The 16,031-nt window shown below is 71.7% G+C and carries 14 protein-coding genes; 5 read left to right on the forward strand and 9 right to left on the reverse strand.

What is annotated here, in order from left to right; translation table 11 throughout:
• Positions 1 to 11: 11 nt before the first annotated feature.
• Both J2W20_RS03850 and J2W20_RS03855 read right to left on the reverse strand, forming a co-directional pair.
• Positions 12 to 830, reverse strand: a complete 819-nt coding sequence (locus tag J2W20_RS03850) for an esterase/lipase family protein (RefSeq protein ID WP_307004757.1) — start codon at positions 828 to 830, stop codon at positions 12 to 14.
• The gene (locus J2W20_RS03855; protein ID WP_307004759.1) at positions 827 to 1,573 is read right to left on the reverse strand and encodes an alpha/beta fold hydrolase; all 747 of its coding nucleotides are present in this window, start codon (positions 1,571 to 1,573) and stop codon (positions 827 to 829) included. Before J2W20_RS03855 ends, J2W20_RS03850 begins: the two co-directional genes overlap by 4 nt.
• A 101-nt stretch (positions 1,574 to 1,674) precedes the next feature.
• Between J2W20_RS03855 and J2W20_RS03860 the strand changes: the two genes are divergently transcribed.
• Both J2W20_RS03860 and J2W20_RS03865 read left to right on the forward strand, forming a co-directional pair.
• Positions 1,675 to 2,127, forward strand: coding sequence for a Fur family transcriptional regulator (locus J2W20_RS03860; protein ID WP_307004761.1), 453 nt, complete (start codon positions 1,675 to 1,677; stop codon positions 2,125 to 2,127).
• Between the two features lie 67 nt (positions 2,128 to 2,194).
• A complete protein-coding gene (locus J2W20_RS03865; protein ID WP_307004762.1) occupies positions 2,195 to 3,646 on the forward strand; it encodes a catalase in 1,452 nt (483 codons plus the stop codon).
• A 144-nt stretch (positions 3,647 to 3,790) separates the two neighbouring features.
• On the opposite strand, the gene J2W20_RS03870 is transcribed toward J2W20_RS03865, so the two are convergent.
• The 3 genes from J2W20_RS03870 to J2W20_RS03880 form a co-directional block, all read right to left on the reverse strand.
• Positions 3,791 to 4,390: a TetR/AcrR family transcriptional regulator gene (locus tag J2W20_RS03870; protein WP_307004764.1), complete on the reverse strand. Its 600-nt coding sequence runs from the start codon at positions 4,388 to 4,390 to the stop codon at positions 3,791 to 3,793.
• Positions 4,391 to 4,481: 91 nt separating this feature from the next.
• Positions 4,482 to 5,990, reverse strand: coding sequence for an APC family permease (locus tag J2W20_RS03875; protein WP_307004765.1), 1,509 nt, complete (start codon positions 5,988 to 5,990; stop codon positions 4,482 to 4,484).
• Between the two features lie 115 nt (positions 5,991 to 6,105).
• Complete coding sequence (locus J2W20_RS03880) at positions 6,106 to 7,569, reverse strand: FAD-dependent oxidoreductase (protein ID WP_307004767.1); 1,464 nt, start codon at positions 7,567 to 7,569, stop codon at positions 6,106 to 6,108.
• A gap of 63 nt (positions 7,570 to 7,632) precedes the next feature.
• Here J2W20_RS03880 and J2W20_RS03885 point away from each other — a divergent pair, with 63 nt between their 5' ends.
• Together J2W20_RS03885 and rarD are read left to right on the forward strand one after the other, a co-directional pair.
• Positions 7,633 to 8,382 carry an ABC transporter permease gene (locus tag J2W20_RS03885; RefSeq protein WP_307004769.1) on the forward strand — a complete coding sequence of 250 codons (750 nt, stop codon included), beginning with the start codon at positions 7,633 to 7,635 and terminating at the stop codon, positions 8,380 to 8,382.
• A 29-nt stretch (positions 8,383 to 8,411) separates the two neighbouring features.
• Positions 8,412 to 9,404, forward strand: coding sequence for an EamA family transporter RarD (gene rarD / locus J2W20_RS03890; protein WP_307004771.1), 993 nt, complete (start codon positions 8,412 to 8,414; stop codon positions 9,402 to 9,404).
• A 154-nt stretch (positions 9,405 to 9,558) separates the two neighbouring features.
• Here the strand turns inward: rarD and J2W20_RS03895 are convergent, their stop codons facing one another.
• From J2W20_RS03895 to gabT, 3 genes are all read right to left on the reverse strand, one after another.
• A complete protein-coding gene (locus J2W20_RS03895) occupies positions 9,559 to 10,299 on the reverse strand; it encodes a hypothetical protein (RefSeq protein ID WP_307004773.1) in 741 nt (246 codons plus the stop codon).
• Between the two features lie 274 nt (positions 10,300 to 10,573).
• Entirely contained in the window at positions 10,574 to 11,446 is an 873-nt protein-coding gene (locus J2W20_RS03900; protein ID WP_307004775.1) for a universal stress protein, read from the reverse strand.
• A gap of 199 nt (positions 11,447 to 11,645) precedes the next feature.
• Positions 11,646 to 13,004, reverse strand: coding sequence for a 4-aminobutyrate--2-oxoglutarate transaminase (gene gabT, locus J2W20_RS03905; protein WP_307004777.1), 1,359 nt, complete (start codon positions 13,002 to 13,004; stop codon positions 11,646 to 11,648).
• A gap of 125 nt (positions 13,005 to 13,129) precedes the next feature.
• On the opposite strand from gabT, the gene J2W20_RS03910 reads away from it, so the two are divergent.
• Positions 13,130 to 14,563 carry a PucR family transcriptional regulator gene (locus J2W20_RS03910; protein ID WP_307004779.1) on the forward strand — a complete coding sequence of 478 codons (1,434 nt, stop codon included), beginning with the start codon at positions 13,130 to 13,132 and terminating at the stop codon, positions 14,561 to 14,563.
• Between the two features lie 4 nt (positions 14,564 to 14,567).
• On the opposite strand, the gene J2W20_RS03915 is transcribed toward J2W20_RS03910, so the two are convergent.
• A complete protein-coding gene (locus J2W20_RS03915; protein ID WP_307005431.1) occupies positions 14,568 to 16,019 on the reverse strand; it encodes an FAD-dependent oxidoreductase in 1,452 nt (483 codons plus the stop codon).
• Between the last annotated feature and the right edge of the window lie 12 nt (positions 16,020 to 16,031).

Genomic DNA, 16,031 nt, shown 5'->3' on the forward strand with positions numbered 1-16,031 from the left:
GTTACCTCCGCCTACTCAACGTTTCTGCCCTGCCCCTCGGTTCCGCGTTCTCGCGGCGATTTTCTTGCGGTCCCCGCCTCATCGAGCAGCTCGTCGAGGAGCGCGAGGAAGGCCGGGTGGGACAGGATGCGGAAGTGTCCCACGACCGGCAGGCAGACGTTGCGCGCGCCCTCGAGCCAGGTCCCGCCGATCACGATCGGGTCGAGCTCTGCGCTGATGGACACGATGGCGGCGTTCGCGGCGCGCTCCGCCGCGAGCGCGAGCATCACGGGGTCCGTGGCGCGGAAGGCGCGCAGCGCCGGTGTGGGCGCGATGCGCGAGAACGGGTGGCCGCCGTACGGGGTCGAGATCGAGATCATGCCGCGCACGAGCGAGGGCTCCGTGACGAGGAGCTCCTTGCCGATGAGGCCGCCCTTCGAGTGGGCCACGATCAGCACGTCGGCGAGCCCGAGCTCGCGGAGGCGGTCCGCGACGAGGGCGGCCGAGTCGGGGACGCTGCGGAGGTTCCAGCCGAGCTCCTCGACCACGGCGACCTCGTGCCCGCGTTCCTCGAGCCGGCGGCGGAGGGGATCGAGGAACGCCGCCGGCTCGTAGATGCCGGGGATGAGCACGACGGCGGGCGGCCGGCCCCCGCGGGGAGGCTCCGACGTCGTGCGCACGGTCGGGCCGCCCTCGGGACCGGTGGCGACGCGCCGGCCGCCCCGCGCCCGGAAGGCGGCCGCCTGGCGGACCGTCGCGTAGAGGGCATCGAGGGCGAGGCCGCCGGCGACCCAGCCCGCGCGTGCCCCGGCCCGCCGCGCGGCCGCCACCGCCTCCGAGGCCCTGCTCACGCGTCCCCCCGTGCTGCCTCGGCCCGCAGGGACTCGGCCACGGGCACCGCGCCCCGGTACATGACCACGTGCGCGTGGGACGGCACCGAGCGCACGTGGGCGGCCGGGGCGGACCGGGCCAGCCGCTCGAGCCACCGCAGGGGGCTGATGCGGTCCCGGGAACCCCGCAGGAGCAGCACGGGCGCGGCGACCAGGGCGAGCCGCTGCTCGATGCGGTGCCGCATCATCCCGCGCAGCGTGGCCAGATACCAGGCCAGGCCGCAGCGGAAGTAGTCGCGCAGGATGGTCGCGGCCACGACCGGGGGCTCGGTGGCGGTGTCCCAGGCCAGGCGCAGCCCCTGCCGCACCACGCTGTGGGCGTCCGCGTCCACAGTGGGGCCGAGGAGGGCGAGCAGCTGGCCGGTGCGCCGCTGGAGGGCCATCTCGACGGCCACCTGCGCTCCCATGGAGTGCCCGACGAGGACGGGGGCGTGCACCCCGAGCCCGTCGAGGGCCTCCCACACGCACGCGGCGAAGTCCTCGATCGAGAGCGGGTGCCGCGGCCTCGGCGTCTGCCCGAAGCCCGGCAGCTCGACGGCGTGCACCCGGTCCCGGCGCGCGAGCTCCTCGGCGAGGGGCCGGAAGTACGCCGGAGACACGCCGATGCCGTGGACGAGGACGTAGTCCCGCGGGCCCTCTCCGCCCGAGCGCACGCGCAGCTCGTGGCCGCGGGCCACCATGCGGCGCTCCTCGAACTCTCCCATGTGCCTCCCCGTTCCGGATGGACTCCAGCCTACCGACGGCGCGAGGCAAGCTTAGGCTGACCTTATTGTGAGTTGCTAAAAATAAGTGCTCTAATGGGGCCATGGAACGGAGCACCGAGCACAGCGGATGGGCCTCGGGCCTGCGCGCTCACGGGCGCCGGGTGACCAGGCAGCGCCTCGCGGTGCTCGGTGCGGTCGAGTCCCACCCGCACTCGTCGGCAGAGGCCATCCTCGCCGCCGCCCGCGAGGAGCTCCCGGACATCACGCCGCAGTCCGTCTACGTGGTCCTCGGCGACCTCACCGACCTGGGGATGCTGCGGCGCTTCGAGCCGCCCCACTCCCCCGCGCTCTACGAGACGAGGGTCGGCGACAACCACCACCACGCGATCTGCTCGGTCTGCGGCCGCGTCGAGGACGTCGACTGCGCGGTGGGCCACGCCCCGTGCCTGACGCCCTCGGACACCCACGGCATGACGATCATGATCGCGGACGTCACCTACGTCGGGGTCTGCGCCGAGTGCGCAGCCAGGCCGGCCCCCGAGCCGGCGGCCTGACCCCGCCCACAAGCCTTCCTCCCACGGAACCAGTACGGCGCAGTACGCGCGGAACAGAAGGAGAGACATGACGGTCAACTACTCGACCACCCAGTCCGGGGCCCCGGTCGTCTCGGACGCCCACGCCCAGTCGGTCGGCGCCGACGGCGCGATCATCCTCACCGACCACTACCTGGTCGAGAAGCTCGCGCAGTTCAACCGCGAGCGCGTCCCGGAGCGCGTGGTCCATGCCAAGGGCGGCGGGGCCTTCGGCGTGTTCAAGACCACCGAGGACGTCTCGAAGTACACCAAGGCGGCCCTGTTCCAGCCGGGCACCGAGACCGAGATGCTCATCCGCTTCTCCTCCGTGGCGGGCGAGAACGGCTCCCCTGACACGTGGCGCGACCCCCGCGGCTTCGCCATCAAGTTCTACACGTCCGAGGGCAACTACGACCTCGTGGGCAACAACACCCCGGTGTTCTTCATCCGCGACGGCATCAAGTTCCCCGACTTCATCCACTCGCAGAAGCGCCTCCCGGGCAGCCACCTGCGCGACGCGGACATGCAGTGGGACTTCTGGACCCTCTCTCCCGAGTCCGCCCACCAGGTCACCTGGCTCATGGGCGACCGCGGCCTGCCCAAGACCTGGCGCCACATGCAGGGCTACGGCTCCCACACCTACCAGTGGATCAACGCCGAGGGCGAGCGGTTCTGGGTCAAGTACCACTTCCACACGAACCAGGGCGTCGAGAACCTCACGGGCGAGGAGGCCGAGCGCATCGCCGGCGAGAACGCCGACTACTACATCCAGGACCTCTACGAGAGCATCGAGGAGGGCAGCTTCCCGAGCTGGGACCTCTTCGTGCAGGTCATGCCGTACGAGGACGCCAAGACCTACCGGTACAACCCGTTCGACCTGACGAAGACGTGGTCCAAGAAGGACTACCCGCTCATCAAGGTCGGCACGATGGAGCTCAACCGCAACCCGGAGAACTACTTCGCGCAGATCGAGCAGGCCGCGTTCGCGCCGTCGAACTTCGTGCCCGGCATCGCGGCCTCGCCGGACAAGATGCTCCAGGCGCGCATCTTCTCCTACGCGGACGCGCACCGCTACCGCGTGGGCACCAACCACGCCCAGCTGCCGGTCAACGCCCCGAAGTCCGAGGTGCGCAACTACAGCCAGGACGGCGCCGGCCGCATCAGCTTCAACTCCCCGAGCACCCCGGTGTACGCGCCGAACTCGGCCGGCGGTCCCGCCGCGGTCGAGCCCGCCGCCGGCACTGTGGGCGGCGGCTGGGAGAACGACGGCGAGCTCACCCTCGCCGCGCACTCCCTCCATGCCGAGGACGGCGACTTCGTGCAGCCGGGCATCCTCTACCGCGAGGTGTTCGACGACGCGACCCGCGCCCGCTTCCTCACCACGATCGCCGGCGCGGTCGGCGGAGTGAAGCGCGAGGACATCAAGGAGCGCGCGATCCAGTACTGGACCAACGTGGATTCCGAGCTCGGCGCCAAGCTCCGCGCGGAGCTCGGAAAGTAGCCGCTCGGATACCGGCAGTACCCACGGACGACGCCGGGGTCCCCACTCAGGTGGGGACCCCGGCGTCGTCCTTCTGGGTCCGCCGCGTACCCGGAAGGGCGGAACGGCGACGAGATGCGTACCCGCACCGGGTGGTGGTGGGGGCTAGGAGGGGACCCGGTGCGCCGCGCGGTCGAGGTGGGCGACGAACCCGTCGGCCAGCACGTCGAAGGAGTCGAGCGCGGCGCGCCGGTCGCCCGAGAGCACGAAGTCGTACAGCAGCCCCATCACGGCGCCCATGTACGTGCGGGCCATCGCGCGGGCCGTGCGGGGCGGGAGGCCCCGGCCCCGCAGCCACCTGGCCAGCAGCCCGCACCAGTGATCGAAGGACTGGGCCGCCGGCCGGCGCGGGTCGTCCGCGACGACGTCCTGCACCGAGGCCTCGAACTCGAGCCGCTGCAGGTGCCGGCCGCGGTGGTCGAGGCCCAGCTCGAACGCCTTGCGGGCCAGGGCGACCACGTCCTCCGGGGAGTCCGAGGCCGGCCTGAGCGCCGTGAGCGGCTCGAGGCGGCGCATGATGCCGCGGATGATCTCGGTGACCAGCTGCTCCCGGTTGCCGAAGTGGTACACGAGCACGTAGCTGCTGATGCCCAGCGCGTCCGCGAGGCTGCGGAACGTCAGGTCCGCCAGCGTCGAGTCGAGCAGGTGGTCGAGGATCTGGTCGAGCAGCTCGTATTTCCGCTCGGGCCGTGGAGGTCTCGCCATGGCCCCATCCTAGACGCGGACCATCACAGGCGTTGACAATTCCTGCAACGCAAGTGGCTGTCCGGGCAAACTCCCAGACAGCGCGGGCAGACTACTGCGACGTTTCCGACACCGCGTTCCGCTCCGCCGCGAAGCGCTCGTTGAGCCGGGAGTGGCGCTGCCCGTAGGCGAAGTAGATGACGAGGCCCACCACGAGCCAGCCCGCGAAGTAGATCCACGTCTCGACCGCGAGGTTGGTCATGAGGTAGAGGCACAGCACGGCGGAGACGATGGGCAGCACCTTGCCGAAGGGCACGCGGAACGCGGCCTTGAGGTCGGGGCGCTTGCGCCGCAGGACCACGATGCCGAGGCTGACCACCACGAACGCCGAGAGGGTGCCGATGTTGATCATCTCCTCGAGCACGTCCACCTTGGTCAGGCCCGCGACGAGCGCCACGGCGGTGCCGCAGATGATCTGCAGGCGCGCGGGGGTGGCGCGCTTCTCGCTCGTGACGGACAGCGCCCGCGGGAGCAGGCCGTCGCGGCTCATCGCGAGGATCACCCGGGCCAGGCCCATGAGCAGGACCATGATCACGGTGGTGAGGCCCACGAGGGAGCCGAACGCGATGACCTTGGCGGCGTCCGTGTTGCCCACGGCCTCGAACGCCGTGGTCAGGGTCGGGGCCTCGGCCTGGGCCAGGACGGTGTAGGGGACCATGCCGGTCAGCGCGAGCGAGACGAGGATGTAGAGCAGGGTCACGACCGCCAGGCCGCCGAAGATGCCGCGCGGCAGCGTCTTCTGCGGGTTCTTGACCTCCTCGGCGCTCGTGGCCACGACGTCGAAGCCGATGAACGCGAAGAAGACCAGGGCGGCGCCGCCGAAGATCCCGAACACGCCGTACTGCGCGGGTGCGGCACCGGTGAGGAACGAGAAGAACGACTGCTTGAGCACCTCCGTGCCGCCGGAGCCGGAGGCCGGGACGGCGGGCGGCACGAACGGGCTGTAGTTCTGGGCCTTGACATAGAAGAAGCCGACCACGATCACGAACAGCACCACGGCGATCTTCACCACGGTGATGACGTTGCCCACCCGGGCCGAGAGCTTGGTGCCGAGGACCAGGAGCACGGTGAAGATCGCGACGATGAGGAACGGGCCCCACACGAGCTCGACCGGTCCGAGCTGGATGCTCGCCGGCACATCGAGCCCGGCGAGCGAGAAGACCTTGCTGAGGTAGATGCCCCAGTACTTGGCGATCACGGCGCCCGCGGTGAAGAGCTCCAGGATGAGGTTCCAGCCGATGATCCAGGCCAGCAGCTCGCCCATCGTGGCGTAGGTGAACACGTAGGCGGAGCCGGCCACCGGCATGGCGGTCGCGAACTCGGCGTAGCACATGATGGCGAGCGCGCACGCGACGGCCGCGATCGCGAAGGAGACCGTGACCGCCGGCCCCGCGAAGCTCGCGGCGGCCTTGGCCCCGACCGAGAAGATGCCCGCGCCGACGGCGACTGCGACCCCCATGATCATGAGGTCCCATGAGCTCAGCGATCGCTTGAGCCGGCGCCCGGACTCCTGCGAGGCCGCGATGGTGGCCTCGATCGGCTTCGTGCGGAGGATCTGCATCCCACACTCCTGGTCTTCAGTGACGAACAAACCTGTCCACTGTACGAGTCCAGCCTGTGAGACCTTCAGAAGGTCTCACGATGTGAGACCGGCAGCGGCCCGTGCCCAGCCGCGCTCAGGCGCCCGGCGCCGCCTTGCGCGAGATCCGGATCATGTCCTCGCGCGGCACCACCTTCACGCGCTCGCGCCGCACCTGGCCGCCGCCGCCCGCGGCGCCGGCGGCAGCGCCGGCGTCGGCCGTGTCCGCGGCCCACGCCTCGCCGAGGGCCCGCTCGTGGGCGTCCAGCTCGTTCCAGCCCTCCCACGTCGTGTACTCGACGCCGCGCTCCTCGAGCAGCGCGATGACGGCATGCTCGTCCGGGTTCTCGGCGGCGGGGAGCGAGTCGCGGTCCTCGAGGAGGCACCCGATGGTCTCGAGCGCGTCGCCCTTGGTGTGGCCGATCAGCCCCACGGGGCCGCGCTTGATCCACCCGGTGGTGTAGAGCCCAGGCATCGGGGTCCCGTCCTCGTCGAGGACGCGGCCGCCCTCGTTGGGGATCACGCCGCGGCGGGCGTCGTACTCGATCTCGGCGAGCTCCGAGCCGCGGTAGCCGATCGCCCGGTACACGGCCTGGACGGGGTAGTCCTCGAACTGGCCGGTGCCGCGGACGTTGCCCGTCCCGTCGAGCTCCATGCGCTCGAACCGGATGCCGGCCACGTGGCCGGGGGTCTCGGGCGAGTCGTAGATCTCCACGGGGCTCTGCAGGAAGTGCAGGTGGAGGCGGCGGGAGGCGCCGGTGTCCTGGTCCTCCGCGATCCAGTTCGCGAGCGTGTTGACCATGGTCTTGACCTGGTTGTTGGTCTTGATGGCCTCGTCGGAGGCGTCGTCGAACTCGAAGTCCTCCGGGTACAGGACGATGTCCACGTCCCGGGAGTGGGAGAGCTCGCGCAGCTCGAGAGGGGTGAACTTCACCTGCGCGGGCCCGCGGCGGCCGAAGACGTGGACATCCGTGACCGGGCTGGCCTTGAGCGCGCGGTAGACGTTGTCCGGGATCTCCGTGACCAGCAGGTCGTCGGCGTGCTTGGACAGCATGCGCGCCACGTCGAGGGCCACGTTGCCGTTGCCGATCACCGCGACCTCCTTCGCCGTGAGCGGCCAGTCCCGCGGCACGTCCGGGTGCCCGTCGTACCAGGAGACGAAGTCGGCGCCGCCGAAGGAGCCTTCGAGCTCCACGCCCGGGATGTCCATCGGGGCGTCCTTGAGCGCGCCCGTGGCGAAGATGACCGCGTCGTAGAAGCCGCGGATGTCCGCGAGCGTGAGGTCGCGGCCGTAGGTCACGTTGCCGATGAAGCGGATGTCGCCGCGGTCCAGGACCCGGTGCAGGGCGTTGACGATGCCCTTGATGCGCGGGTGGTCCGGGGCCACGCCGTAACGGATCAGGCCGTAGGGCGCCGGGTACTGGTCGAACAGGTCGATGCTGACCTCGACGTCGCCGCCCTTGACCTCGTTGGACTTGGTCAGGATGTCCGCAGCGTAGACGCCGGCTGGACCGGCGCCGATGATGGCAACACGCAGCGGGCGGGCGGGGGCTTCGGACACGTCGGATTCCTTCCGGTGGTCGGCGCGCGGGTGGGGCGCGCCCAGCCCCCTATTGTAGTTCTCGTGCAGACCGGGACGCTTCTGGGACTCGGGCCAGGGGTCATCGTCTCGGTCGTCGTCCTCGCCGCTGCCGCCGCGGCGGTCCACCGGTGGGCGCTCGGCGGCGGCTGGCTTCCCCCGCTCACGGCGAGCCTCCGCGCGGTCGGCCAGCTCGCCGTCGTCGCCCTCCTCGTCTCCCAGCTAGGGCGGGACCCGTGGCTCGCGCTCGGGTTCGCCGCCCTCATGTTCGCCGTCGCGACCGCCACGACCGGCCGGCGCGTGGACCCGGCGCGCTGGTGGTGGGCCGCCGCGCCGATCGCGGCGGGGGTGCTGCCGGCCTCCGCCGCGCTCCTGGCCACGGGGGTCCTGCCGTTCGAGGGCCTCGCCCTCATCGCGCTCGTGGGCCAGCAGGTGGGCGGGGCCATGACGACGGCGAGCCTCGCCGGCCGCCGGGTCGCCGCCGAGCTCGCGGGCCGGCGCGGGGAGGTCGAGGCCGCCGTGGCCCTCGGGTTCGACTGGCCCGCCGCGCGCCTCCTCGTGGCACGCCACACCGCCCGGGAGTCCCTCGTGCCGCCGCTGGACCAGACCCGGACCGTGGGCACCGTGACCCTGCCCGGGGCATTCGTGGGCATGGTGCTGGGCGGCGCGAGCCCCGTCGACGCCGCGATCGTGCAGCTCGTGGTGCTCGTCTCGCTCCTCGCCGTCGACGCACTGGCCGCCGCCGTCGCCCTGTGGCTGTGCACGTCCCACGGCTGGGGGCAGCCGCGGGAATAACCCCGCGCCCGGCGGCGTTGGCTGCAGCCGTGACCTCTGAGCCGACTGCCGCCGCCCCAGCCCCCGCGAGAACCGCCGCCGAGCGCGCCCGCCCGGGCGGGACCACGGGCCTCCTCTACGGCATCGGCGCCTACGGGCTGTGGGGCCTCCTCCCCCTCTACTTCATGACGCTCGCCCCCGCCGGGTCCGTCGAGATCGTCGCGGACCGGGTCCTCTTCTCCCTCGTCGTGTGCCTGGTGCTCATCGCCGTGACCCGCTCCTGGCGGGCGCTGGCCGACGTCTTCCGCAGCGGCAGGACGTTCTGGGCGCTCGCCCTCGCCGCGGGGCTCATCGCCGTCAACTGGCTCACCTACACCTTCGGCGTCCTGAGCGGCCAGACCATCGAGGCCGCGCTCGGGTACTTCATCAATCCGCTCGTGTCGGTGCTGCTCGGCGTGCTCGTGCTCAAGGAGCGGCTGCGTCCCCTCCAGTGGGCGGCGGTGGGCACCGGCGCGGTCGCCGTGGTGGTCCTGACGGTGGCCTACGGGCGCGTCCCGTGGATCGCGCTGATCCTCGCGTTCAGCTTCGGGTTCTACGGGCTCGTCAAGAACCGCGTCGGCGCCAAGGTCGATGCCGTCACGAGCCTGACCATGGAGACGATCGTGCTCACCCCGTTCGCCCTCGGGGTGGTCGGGTGGCTCGGGGCGGCCGGGACGCTGACCCTCACCGGGCACGGCGCCGGGCACTTCTGGCTGCTCGCCGCGAGCGGGATCATCACAGCGGTCCCCCTCCTGCTCTTCGGCGCCGCCGCGCGCCGCCTGCCCATGACCACCGTGGGGCTCCTCCAGTACCTCGCACCGCTGCTGCAGTTCACGATGGCCGTGACGGTCCTGGGCGAGCACATGGCGCCCGAGCGGTGGATCGGGTTCGGGATCGTCTGGGCGGCCCTGGCCGTGCTCACCGCGGACATGCTGCTCGTCTCCCGTCGGCGCCGCGCGGCCCTGCGCCGCGCCGGGCTGCAGGCCGGGCAGCAGCCCGCCTGACGCGTTCCGGGTACGCATCCCGTCGCCCTTCCGGCGTTCCGGGTACGCTCGGCAACCTGCTCCGACGCACGACGGCGGGCGCCCGCCCCGCGCGGGCGGCCCATCCGCCGTCGGCCGTCCCCGCACCCGGCCGGCACGCGCCTCAGGACTGCGGCTAGGCGTCGGGGGCGTCCGACGCCGCGTGGCGGGCCGGGGCACTCAGGCGGCCGAAGATCCTGCCGGCCGTGAGGGTGGAACCGACGAGATACGCCACGCCGGCCGCCGTCCCGACGAGCACCACGAGGACGGTCGAACCGCCGGAGACGGACGAGATGAGCGCGCCGAGCACGCCTGCCACCATCGAGTTGAAGCATGTGAGGAAGAACGCCGTGCTCGAGACGGCGTGCAGCAGCACCGGACGCCGCGCTCCGAGCGTGTAGGTGACGAAGGTTCCCTCGGGGTCGTCGGAGGCCGAGGTGACGAAGGCGGCATCGATGCCCGGCGCGAGGTCACGGTAGGCGCCGCGGAGCCGGTTCATGCCGGCGATCAGCAGGTGGTCCTCCTGGCTGCCGATCGAGACGCGCAGCAGCGTGAGCGACCCGAGCACCAGGAGCATGGACGCGAGCCCGATCGCCATCACCCAGAACCCGGCGCCGAACCCCGTCGCCTGCGCGACGAGCGCGAGCACCACGAGCGACGCCGAGGACACCGTGAGATGGATGCTGATCCGGCTCATGAGCTCGTTCCACAGCATGCCCCGCGTGCCGAGCAGGCTCCAGTGCTCGGTCGCGAGGATCGTGGCCAGGACTGCCGGGGAGGTTCCCGAGGCCTGCGCGGGCGGGGGCGCCGGTGGTTCCCGGCCGGGGGTGCCGGGCGGCGGCGCGGGGTGTGGCGCGATGTGCGGATCTGCGCTCATGGTCCATGGTGGCGCCACCCGTCCCGCCGGTAAAGACGTGCCGCCCGTCCCGACGCGCGGCCGGGCGGCGGGGCTGGAGGATACGGACGACGGCGGGTGGCCGGGCCGCGCGGGCGGGGCACCCGCGGTCGTGCGTACCCGAGAGCCGGAGACCGCGACGAGATCTGTACCAGAGGCGCCAGAACCGCGACGAGATGCGTACCCGAAACCGGGGCCGAGCGGCGGGGGACGCGCGCCGGGCCGGGCTGGGCGCCAGGCGTCCGGCCGCCCGGGCTCAGCCGAGCGGGTGGGACTCCGCCCGCTCATAGTCGCGCGGCACCACAACCATGGGCACGGGCAGGGCCCGCAGGACCTTGTTCGCCGTGGACCCGAGGAAGAGCTGGTTCTTCTGTGCGAGCCGGCTCGAGCCGATGATGACGAGCTCGCCCTCGAGCCACTCGAGGCTGTCCACCGCTTCCTCGAAGGTGCGGCCGTGCGCCACCTCCACGCTCGCCTCGTGGCCGGCCGGGAGGCGGTGGGCTGCCTCGGTCAGGACGGTGTTCGCGTGGCGGTGGGCGGCATTGATGTTCTCCCCGGAGTCCCCGCGCTCGTCGAGCTCGACGAGGGAGACGAAGCGCAGCGGCACGTTGCGCCGCCCGGCGGCAATGAGGGCGACGTCGACCGCGGCATCGGCCCCCGCGCGCCGGCCGATGAACGCCGTGATGCGCTCCACCGGGTCCGTGCGGTGGTACCCGCGGGGGGCGAGGGCCACGGGCACGGGCGAGGCATGCAGGAGGGCATTCGCGACCGACCCGACTGTGGACCGCTTGAAGAGCCCGTTGCTCGCCGCACCCACCACGATCAGTGCGGCCTCGAACTCCACCGCGGCCTCGATCAGGGTCGCGGCGAAGGAGTGGCCGTGGCGCACATGGAAGGCGGCCTCGACATCGGCGGGCACGAGGGCGAGGGCCTGGCGCTGGGCGGTGAGGGTCCGCTGTTCCTCCGGGTGGACCCGCGGCCCATCGGGATTCGCCGCGACGTAGGGGGCGTCCTCCCCCAGCACGAGCATCAGGTCCAGCGTGGCGCCCTGCGCCCGGGCGATTGCGACGGCCAGCGCCACCGCGTCCGCACCCCGCTGGTCCGGCTGGTATCCGACGACATAACGCATGGGTCACCCCTTCACAGGTCGCATCACGGCAGACGGCGAGGGCGCCCGGGATCCCGGGCGCCCTCGTCCGGTCTGCAGCTTGGTACGGCAGACTCTACCGGCAGGCCGGCGCGTTGGGGCCGCCGCATCGCCGGCCGGTGCGGGGCCGCGTCGCCGCGCCTCGTCCCGCAGGCTGCGCCGCTACGCGCAGGCTGTGCCGCTACGCGACAGAGCGGATGGCGGCCTCGAGCACGTCGAGCCCGTCGGCAAGCAGCTCGTCCGAGATCACGAGCGGGGGCAGGAGGCGGATGACGTTCCCGTACGTGCCGCAGGTGAGGATGATGACGCCTTCCTTGAGGCAGTACTCGGCGATCTTCTTCGTCGCCGCGGCGTCCGGGACCTTCGCGTCGCCACTGCCGGCCTTGACGAACTCGAGCGCGAGCATCGCACCGCGACCGCGGATGTCGCCGATGATGCCCGCCTCGCCGAGCTCCGCTTGGAGCTTGCCGAGGCGCTCCTTGACGGTGGCCTCGATCTCGCGGGCGCGGCCCCGGAGGTCCTGGGTCTCCATGGTGTCGATCGCCGCGAGCGCGGCGGCGCATGCGACGGGGTTGCCGCCGTACGTGCCGCCGAGGCCGCCGCCGTGGACGGCGTCGAGCAGCTCGGCGCGGCCGGTCACGGCCGAGAGCGGCATGCCGCCGGCAATGCCCTTGGCGGTGGTGACGAGGTCCGGGACCACGCCCTCGTGCTGGACGGCGAACCACTCGCCGGTGCGGGCGAACCCGGACTGGACCTCGTCCGCGATGAAGACGATGCCGTTCTCCTTGGCGAACTCCGCCAGTCGCGGGAGGAAGCCGTCCGCCGGGACGATGAAGCCGCCCTCGCCCTGGATGGGCTCGATGATGATGGCCGCGATCTGGTCCGCGCCGATCTGCTTGCTCATCATGAGGATGGCGCGCTCGGCGGCCTCCTTGCCCGTGATCTGCGGGTTCTCCTCACGGAACGGGTAGCTCATGGGCGCCCGGTAGACCTCGCCGGCGAACGGGCCGAACCCGTGCTTGTACGGCATGGCCTTCGCGGTGAGGCCCATCGTGAGGTTGGTGCGGCCGTGGTAGGCGTGGTCGAAGGCGACGACGGCGGTGCGGCCGGTGGCGATGCGGGCGATCTTGATGGCGTTCTCGACGGCCTCGGCGCCGGAGTTGAACAGCACGGTCCGCTTGGCGTGCTCGCCGGGGGTCAGCTGGTTGAGCTTCTCGGCCACGGCGACGTAGCCCTCGTACGGGGACACCATGAAGCAGGTGTGGGTGAAGTGCTCGACCTGCTCCTTGACGGCGCCCACGACGGCGGCGTCAGAGGCGCCGACGGTGGTCACGGCGATGCCGGAGCCGAGGTCGATGAAGGAGTTGCCGTCGACGTCGTGGATGATGCCGCCGTCGGCGTCCGCGACGTAGACCGGGACGGACGAGGCGACACCCGCGGCGACGGCCTGGGCGCGGCGGGCGGCGAGCTCGAGCGAGCGGGGGCCGGGGAAGTCCGCGAGGACCTTGCGCTTCTGCTCGAGGCGGTACTGGATGTCCATGACTGGGGTTCCTTTCGTCGGTCCCAACCTAGTGCGAGACACGCCACACGATGAATGGCCGATCGCACGAGGCTTCACCGTCGCTCTCGTGCGATCGGCCAGCCTGCTCCCCTATCATTGAGGGCATGGCTCTGTCCCTCGCCGACCTTCTCGCGCACCCCGACCTCGGCCTGCAGCTCGCCGGCTCGGCCACCTCGACGCTGCGCGAGGAGATCCGCTGGGTCGCCGTCACGGAGCTCGAGAACCCGGCGCCGTTCCTCACCGGCGGCGAGCTCGTCCTCACCACCGGCGTGCGCCAGCGCACCGCTGCCGAGCAGCGGCGGTTCGTGCGCGTCCTCCAGCGCGCCGGGGCCCTCGGGATCGGCTTCGGCGTGGCGCTCGGGCACGACTCGATTCCGCCCGCGCTCATCGCCGAGGCCAACCGGTGGGGCGTCCCCGTGGTCGAGGTGCCCTACCGCACCCCCTTCATGGCCATCGGCAAGCTCGTCGCCGACTCCCACTCGGCAGACCACTACGCGAGCCTCGAGCGCCTCATCGCCGCCCACCAGGTCCTCGCCCGCTCCCTGCTGACCGGCGGGGGCCTGCAGGAACTGCTCAGGCACCTCGGCTCGATGCTCGGCACCGAGCTGATCCTGACGCAGTTCACCGCGCAGCTCTACGCCTCCAGCCCCGAGGCCGGGATGCCCTCCATGGACCGGTGGGTGCCCTTCCCCATCCCCACCGGCCGCCGGGACGCGTGCACCCTCTGGGCGAAGAAGCCCTTCGAGGACACGGGCATCATCTCGTACGCCCAGAACCTCATCAGCATCGAGCTCAGCAACCTCATGAAGCAGCGCCAGGCCCAGCGGGCCCTCACCGGGCAGGTGGTCAACGACGTCGTGCGCGGAACCCTCGATGCGGACGAGGCCTCGCGCCGCCTCGCCGGCAGCGGGATCAACTCGACGAAGCGCAACGTGGTGCTCCTCGCCGAGTCGGCCGCCCACCACCGCAACCTCCGCGGCACCACCCTTCCGGCCGCGCTCGACGGCGCGGTCACCGCGACGCTGGACCGGGACCTCGTCGTCGTGGTGGAGGACGACGGCGCGCGCGCACCCGCGCTGGGCCGCGCGCTCTCCGACCACCTCACCGAGGCGGGGATCCACGCGACGATCGGGATCGGGGGCTCCTACACCAAGCCGAACGGCCTGCGGTGGAGCTACTTCGAGGCCAAGGAGGCGGCCGGGCGCGGGCTGGACGTCAACGAGCCCGAGCGCCTGAGCATCACGTCGCTGCTGCTCGCGAGCGAGGACGTCCCGCTCGCCGACATGGCCGGCGAGGCCGTGGGCCCGCTGGTCCGGTTCGACCGGCAGCACGGCTCAGAGCTCGTGCACACGCTCGAGACGTACCTGAACCTCAACGGCTCGGTGGCGCAGGTGGCCGAGCAGCTCAACCTGCACCGGAACACCGTGCGCTACCGACTGGGGCAGATCGCCGAGCTCACCGGGTACGACCCGGCCGTGACCGCCGACCGCGTCCAGCTGTACCTCGCCCTGGCCGTGAAGAAGGTCGCCAAGGCCTGACCCGTCAGCGGGAGACGGCGGCGCCGTTCGAGATCGCGACCATCTCCTCGCGGGAGACGACCTTGACCCGCTCGCGCGCGACCTCGCCCTTGTGCGTGACCGCGGGCTGGGCAGCGGCACCGAGGGCCTTCTCGTGCGCGTCGAGGGCCAGCCAGCCCTCCCACGTCGTGTACTCGACGCCGCGGGACTCGAGCAGGTCCCGGACCGCGGCTTCGCTGGGCTCAGCGGCGGCGGGAAGCTCCTCGCGAGCGTCGAGCAGATGGCCGATGGTCTCGAGCGCGTCGCCCTTGGTGTGGCCGATGAGGCCCACCGGGCCGCGCTTGATCCACCCGGTCGTGTAGACGCCGAGCACGAACTCGCCGTCGGCCCCGAGGACGCGGCCGCCGTCGTTCGGGACGACGCCGCGGCGGTGGTCGAACTCGAGCCCGGGCAGGGCCGAGCCGAAGTACCCGATGGCACGGTAGACGGCCTGGACCGGGTAGTCCTCGAACTCGCCGGTCCCGCGGACGTTGCCGGTGCCGTCGAGCTCCTGGCGCTCGAACCGGATCCCGGCCACGCGGCCCGGAGTCTCGGGCGAGTCCACGATCTCCACGGGGCTCTGCAGGAAGTGCAGGTGCAGCCGGCGGGACGCGGTGAGCTCCGCGGGGTCCTCGGGCTGCTCGGCAATCCAGTTGGTGAGCGTGCCGACCATGGTCTTGACCTGGTTGTTGGTCTGGATCTCGCGGTCGGAGGCCTCGTCGAACTCGAAGTCCTCCGGGTACAGCACGATGTCCACATCGTGCGAGTGGGAGAGCTCGCGCAGCTCGAGCGGGGTGAACTTCACCTGGGCCGGGCCGCGGCGGCCGAAGACGTGCACGTCGGTGACCGGGCTCGATGTGAGGGCGCGGTAGACGTTGTCCGGGATCTCGGTGACGAGGAGCTCGTCGGCATGCTTGGACAGGACCCGGGCCACATCGAGGGCCACGTTGCCGTTGCCGATCACCGCGATCTCCTTGGCGTCCAGCGGCCACTCGCGCGGCACGTCGGGGTGGCCGTCGTACCAGGAGACGAAGTCGGCGGCCCCGAAGGAGCCCTCCAGCTCGACTCCCGGGATGTTCAGGTCGGCGTCCTTGATGGCGCCGGTGGCGAAGATCACGGCGTCGTAGTGGCGCCGGAGGTCCTCCAGGGTCAGGTCCGTGCCGTAGTCCACGTTGCCGAAGAAGCGGATGTCGCCGCGGTCGAGCACCTTGTGCAGGGCGTTGACGATGCCCTTGATGCGCGGGTGGTCCGGCGCCACGCCGTAGCGGATGAGGCCGTACGGGGCCGGATAGCGGTCGAAGAGGTCGATGCTGAGCGTCAGCTCGCCGGAGGCAACGGGGGCGCTCTTGGTGAGCAGGTCTGCGGCGTAGACGCCCGCCGGGCCGGAGCCGATGATGGCGATGCGCAGCGGGCGCTGCTGGGAGTTCGTCACGGGGATTCCTTCTGGCTT

This window comes from Sinomonas atrocyanea, from assembly GCF_030812675.1.
Classification (GTDB): Bacteria; Actinomycetota; Actinomycetes; order Actinomycetales; family Micrococcaceae; genus Sinomonas; species Sinomonas atrocyanea_B.

Coding starts and splice junctions, on each gene's coding strand:
- J2W20_RS03865 (WP_307004762.1), top strand. CDS start 2,195: ATGACGGTCAACTACTCGACCACCCAGTCCGGGGCCCCGGTCGTCTCG.
- J2W20_RS03870 (WP_307004764.1), bottom strand. CDS start 4,390: ATGGCGAGACCTCCACGGCCCGAGCGGAAATACGAGCTGCTCGACCAG.
- J2W20_RS03875 (WP_307004765.1), bottom strand. CDS start 5,990: ATGCAGATCCTCCGCACGAAGCCGATCGAGGCCACCATCGCGGCCTCG.
- J2W20_RS03860 (WP_307004761.1), top strand. CDS start 1,675: ATGGAACGGAGCACCGAGCACAGCGGATGGGCCTCGGGCCTGCGCGCT.
- J2W20_RS03910 (WP_307004779.1), top strand. CDS start 13,130: ATGGCTCTGTCCCTCGCCGACCTTCTCGCGCACCCCGACCTCGGCCTG.
- J2W20_RS03895 (WP_307004773.1), bottom strand. CDS start 10,299: ATGAGCGCAGATCCGCACATCGCGCCACACCCCGCGCCGCCGCCCGGC.
- J2W20_RS03855 (WP_307004759.1), bottom strand. CDS start 1,573: ATGGGAGAGTTCGAGGAGCGCCGCATGGTGGCCCGCGGCCACGAGCTG.
- gabT (WP_307004777.1), bottom strand. CDS start 13,004: ATGGACATCCAGTACCGCCTCGAGCAGAAGCGCAAGGTCCTCGCGGAC.
- J2W20_RS03900 (WP_307004775.1), bottom strand. CDS start 11,446: ATGCGTTATGTCGTCGGATACCAGCCGGACCAGCGGGGTGCGGACGCG.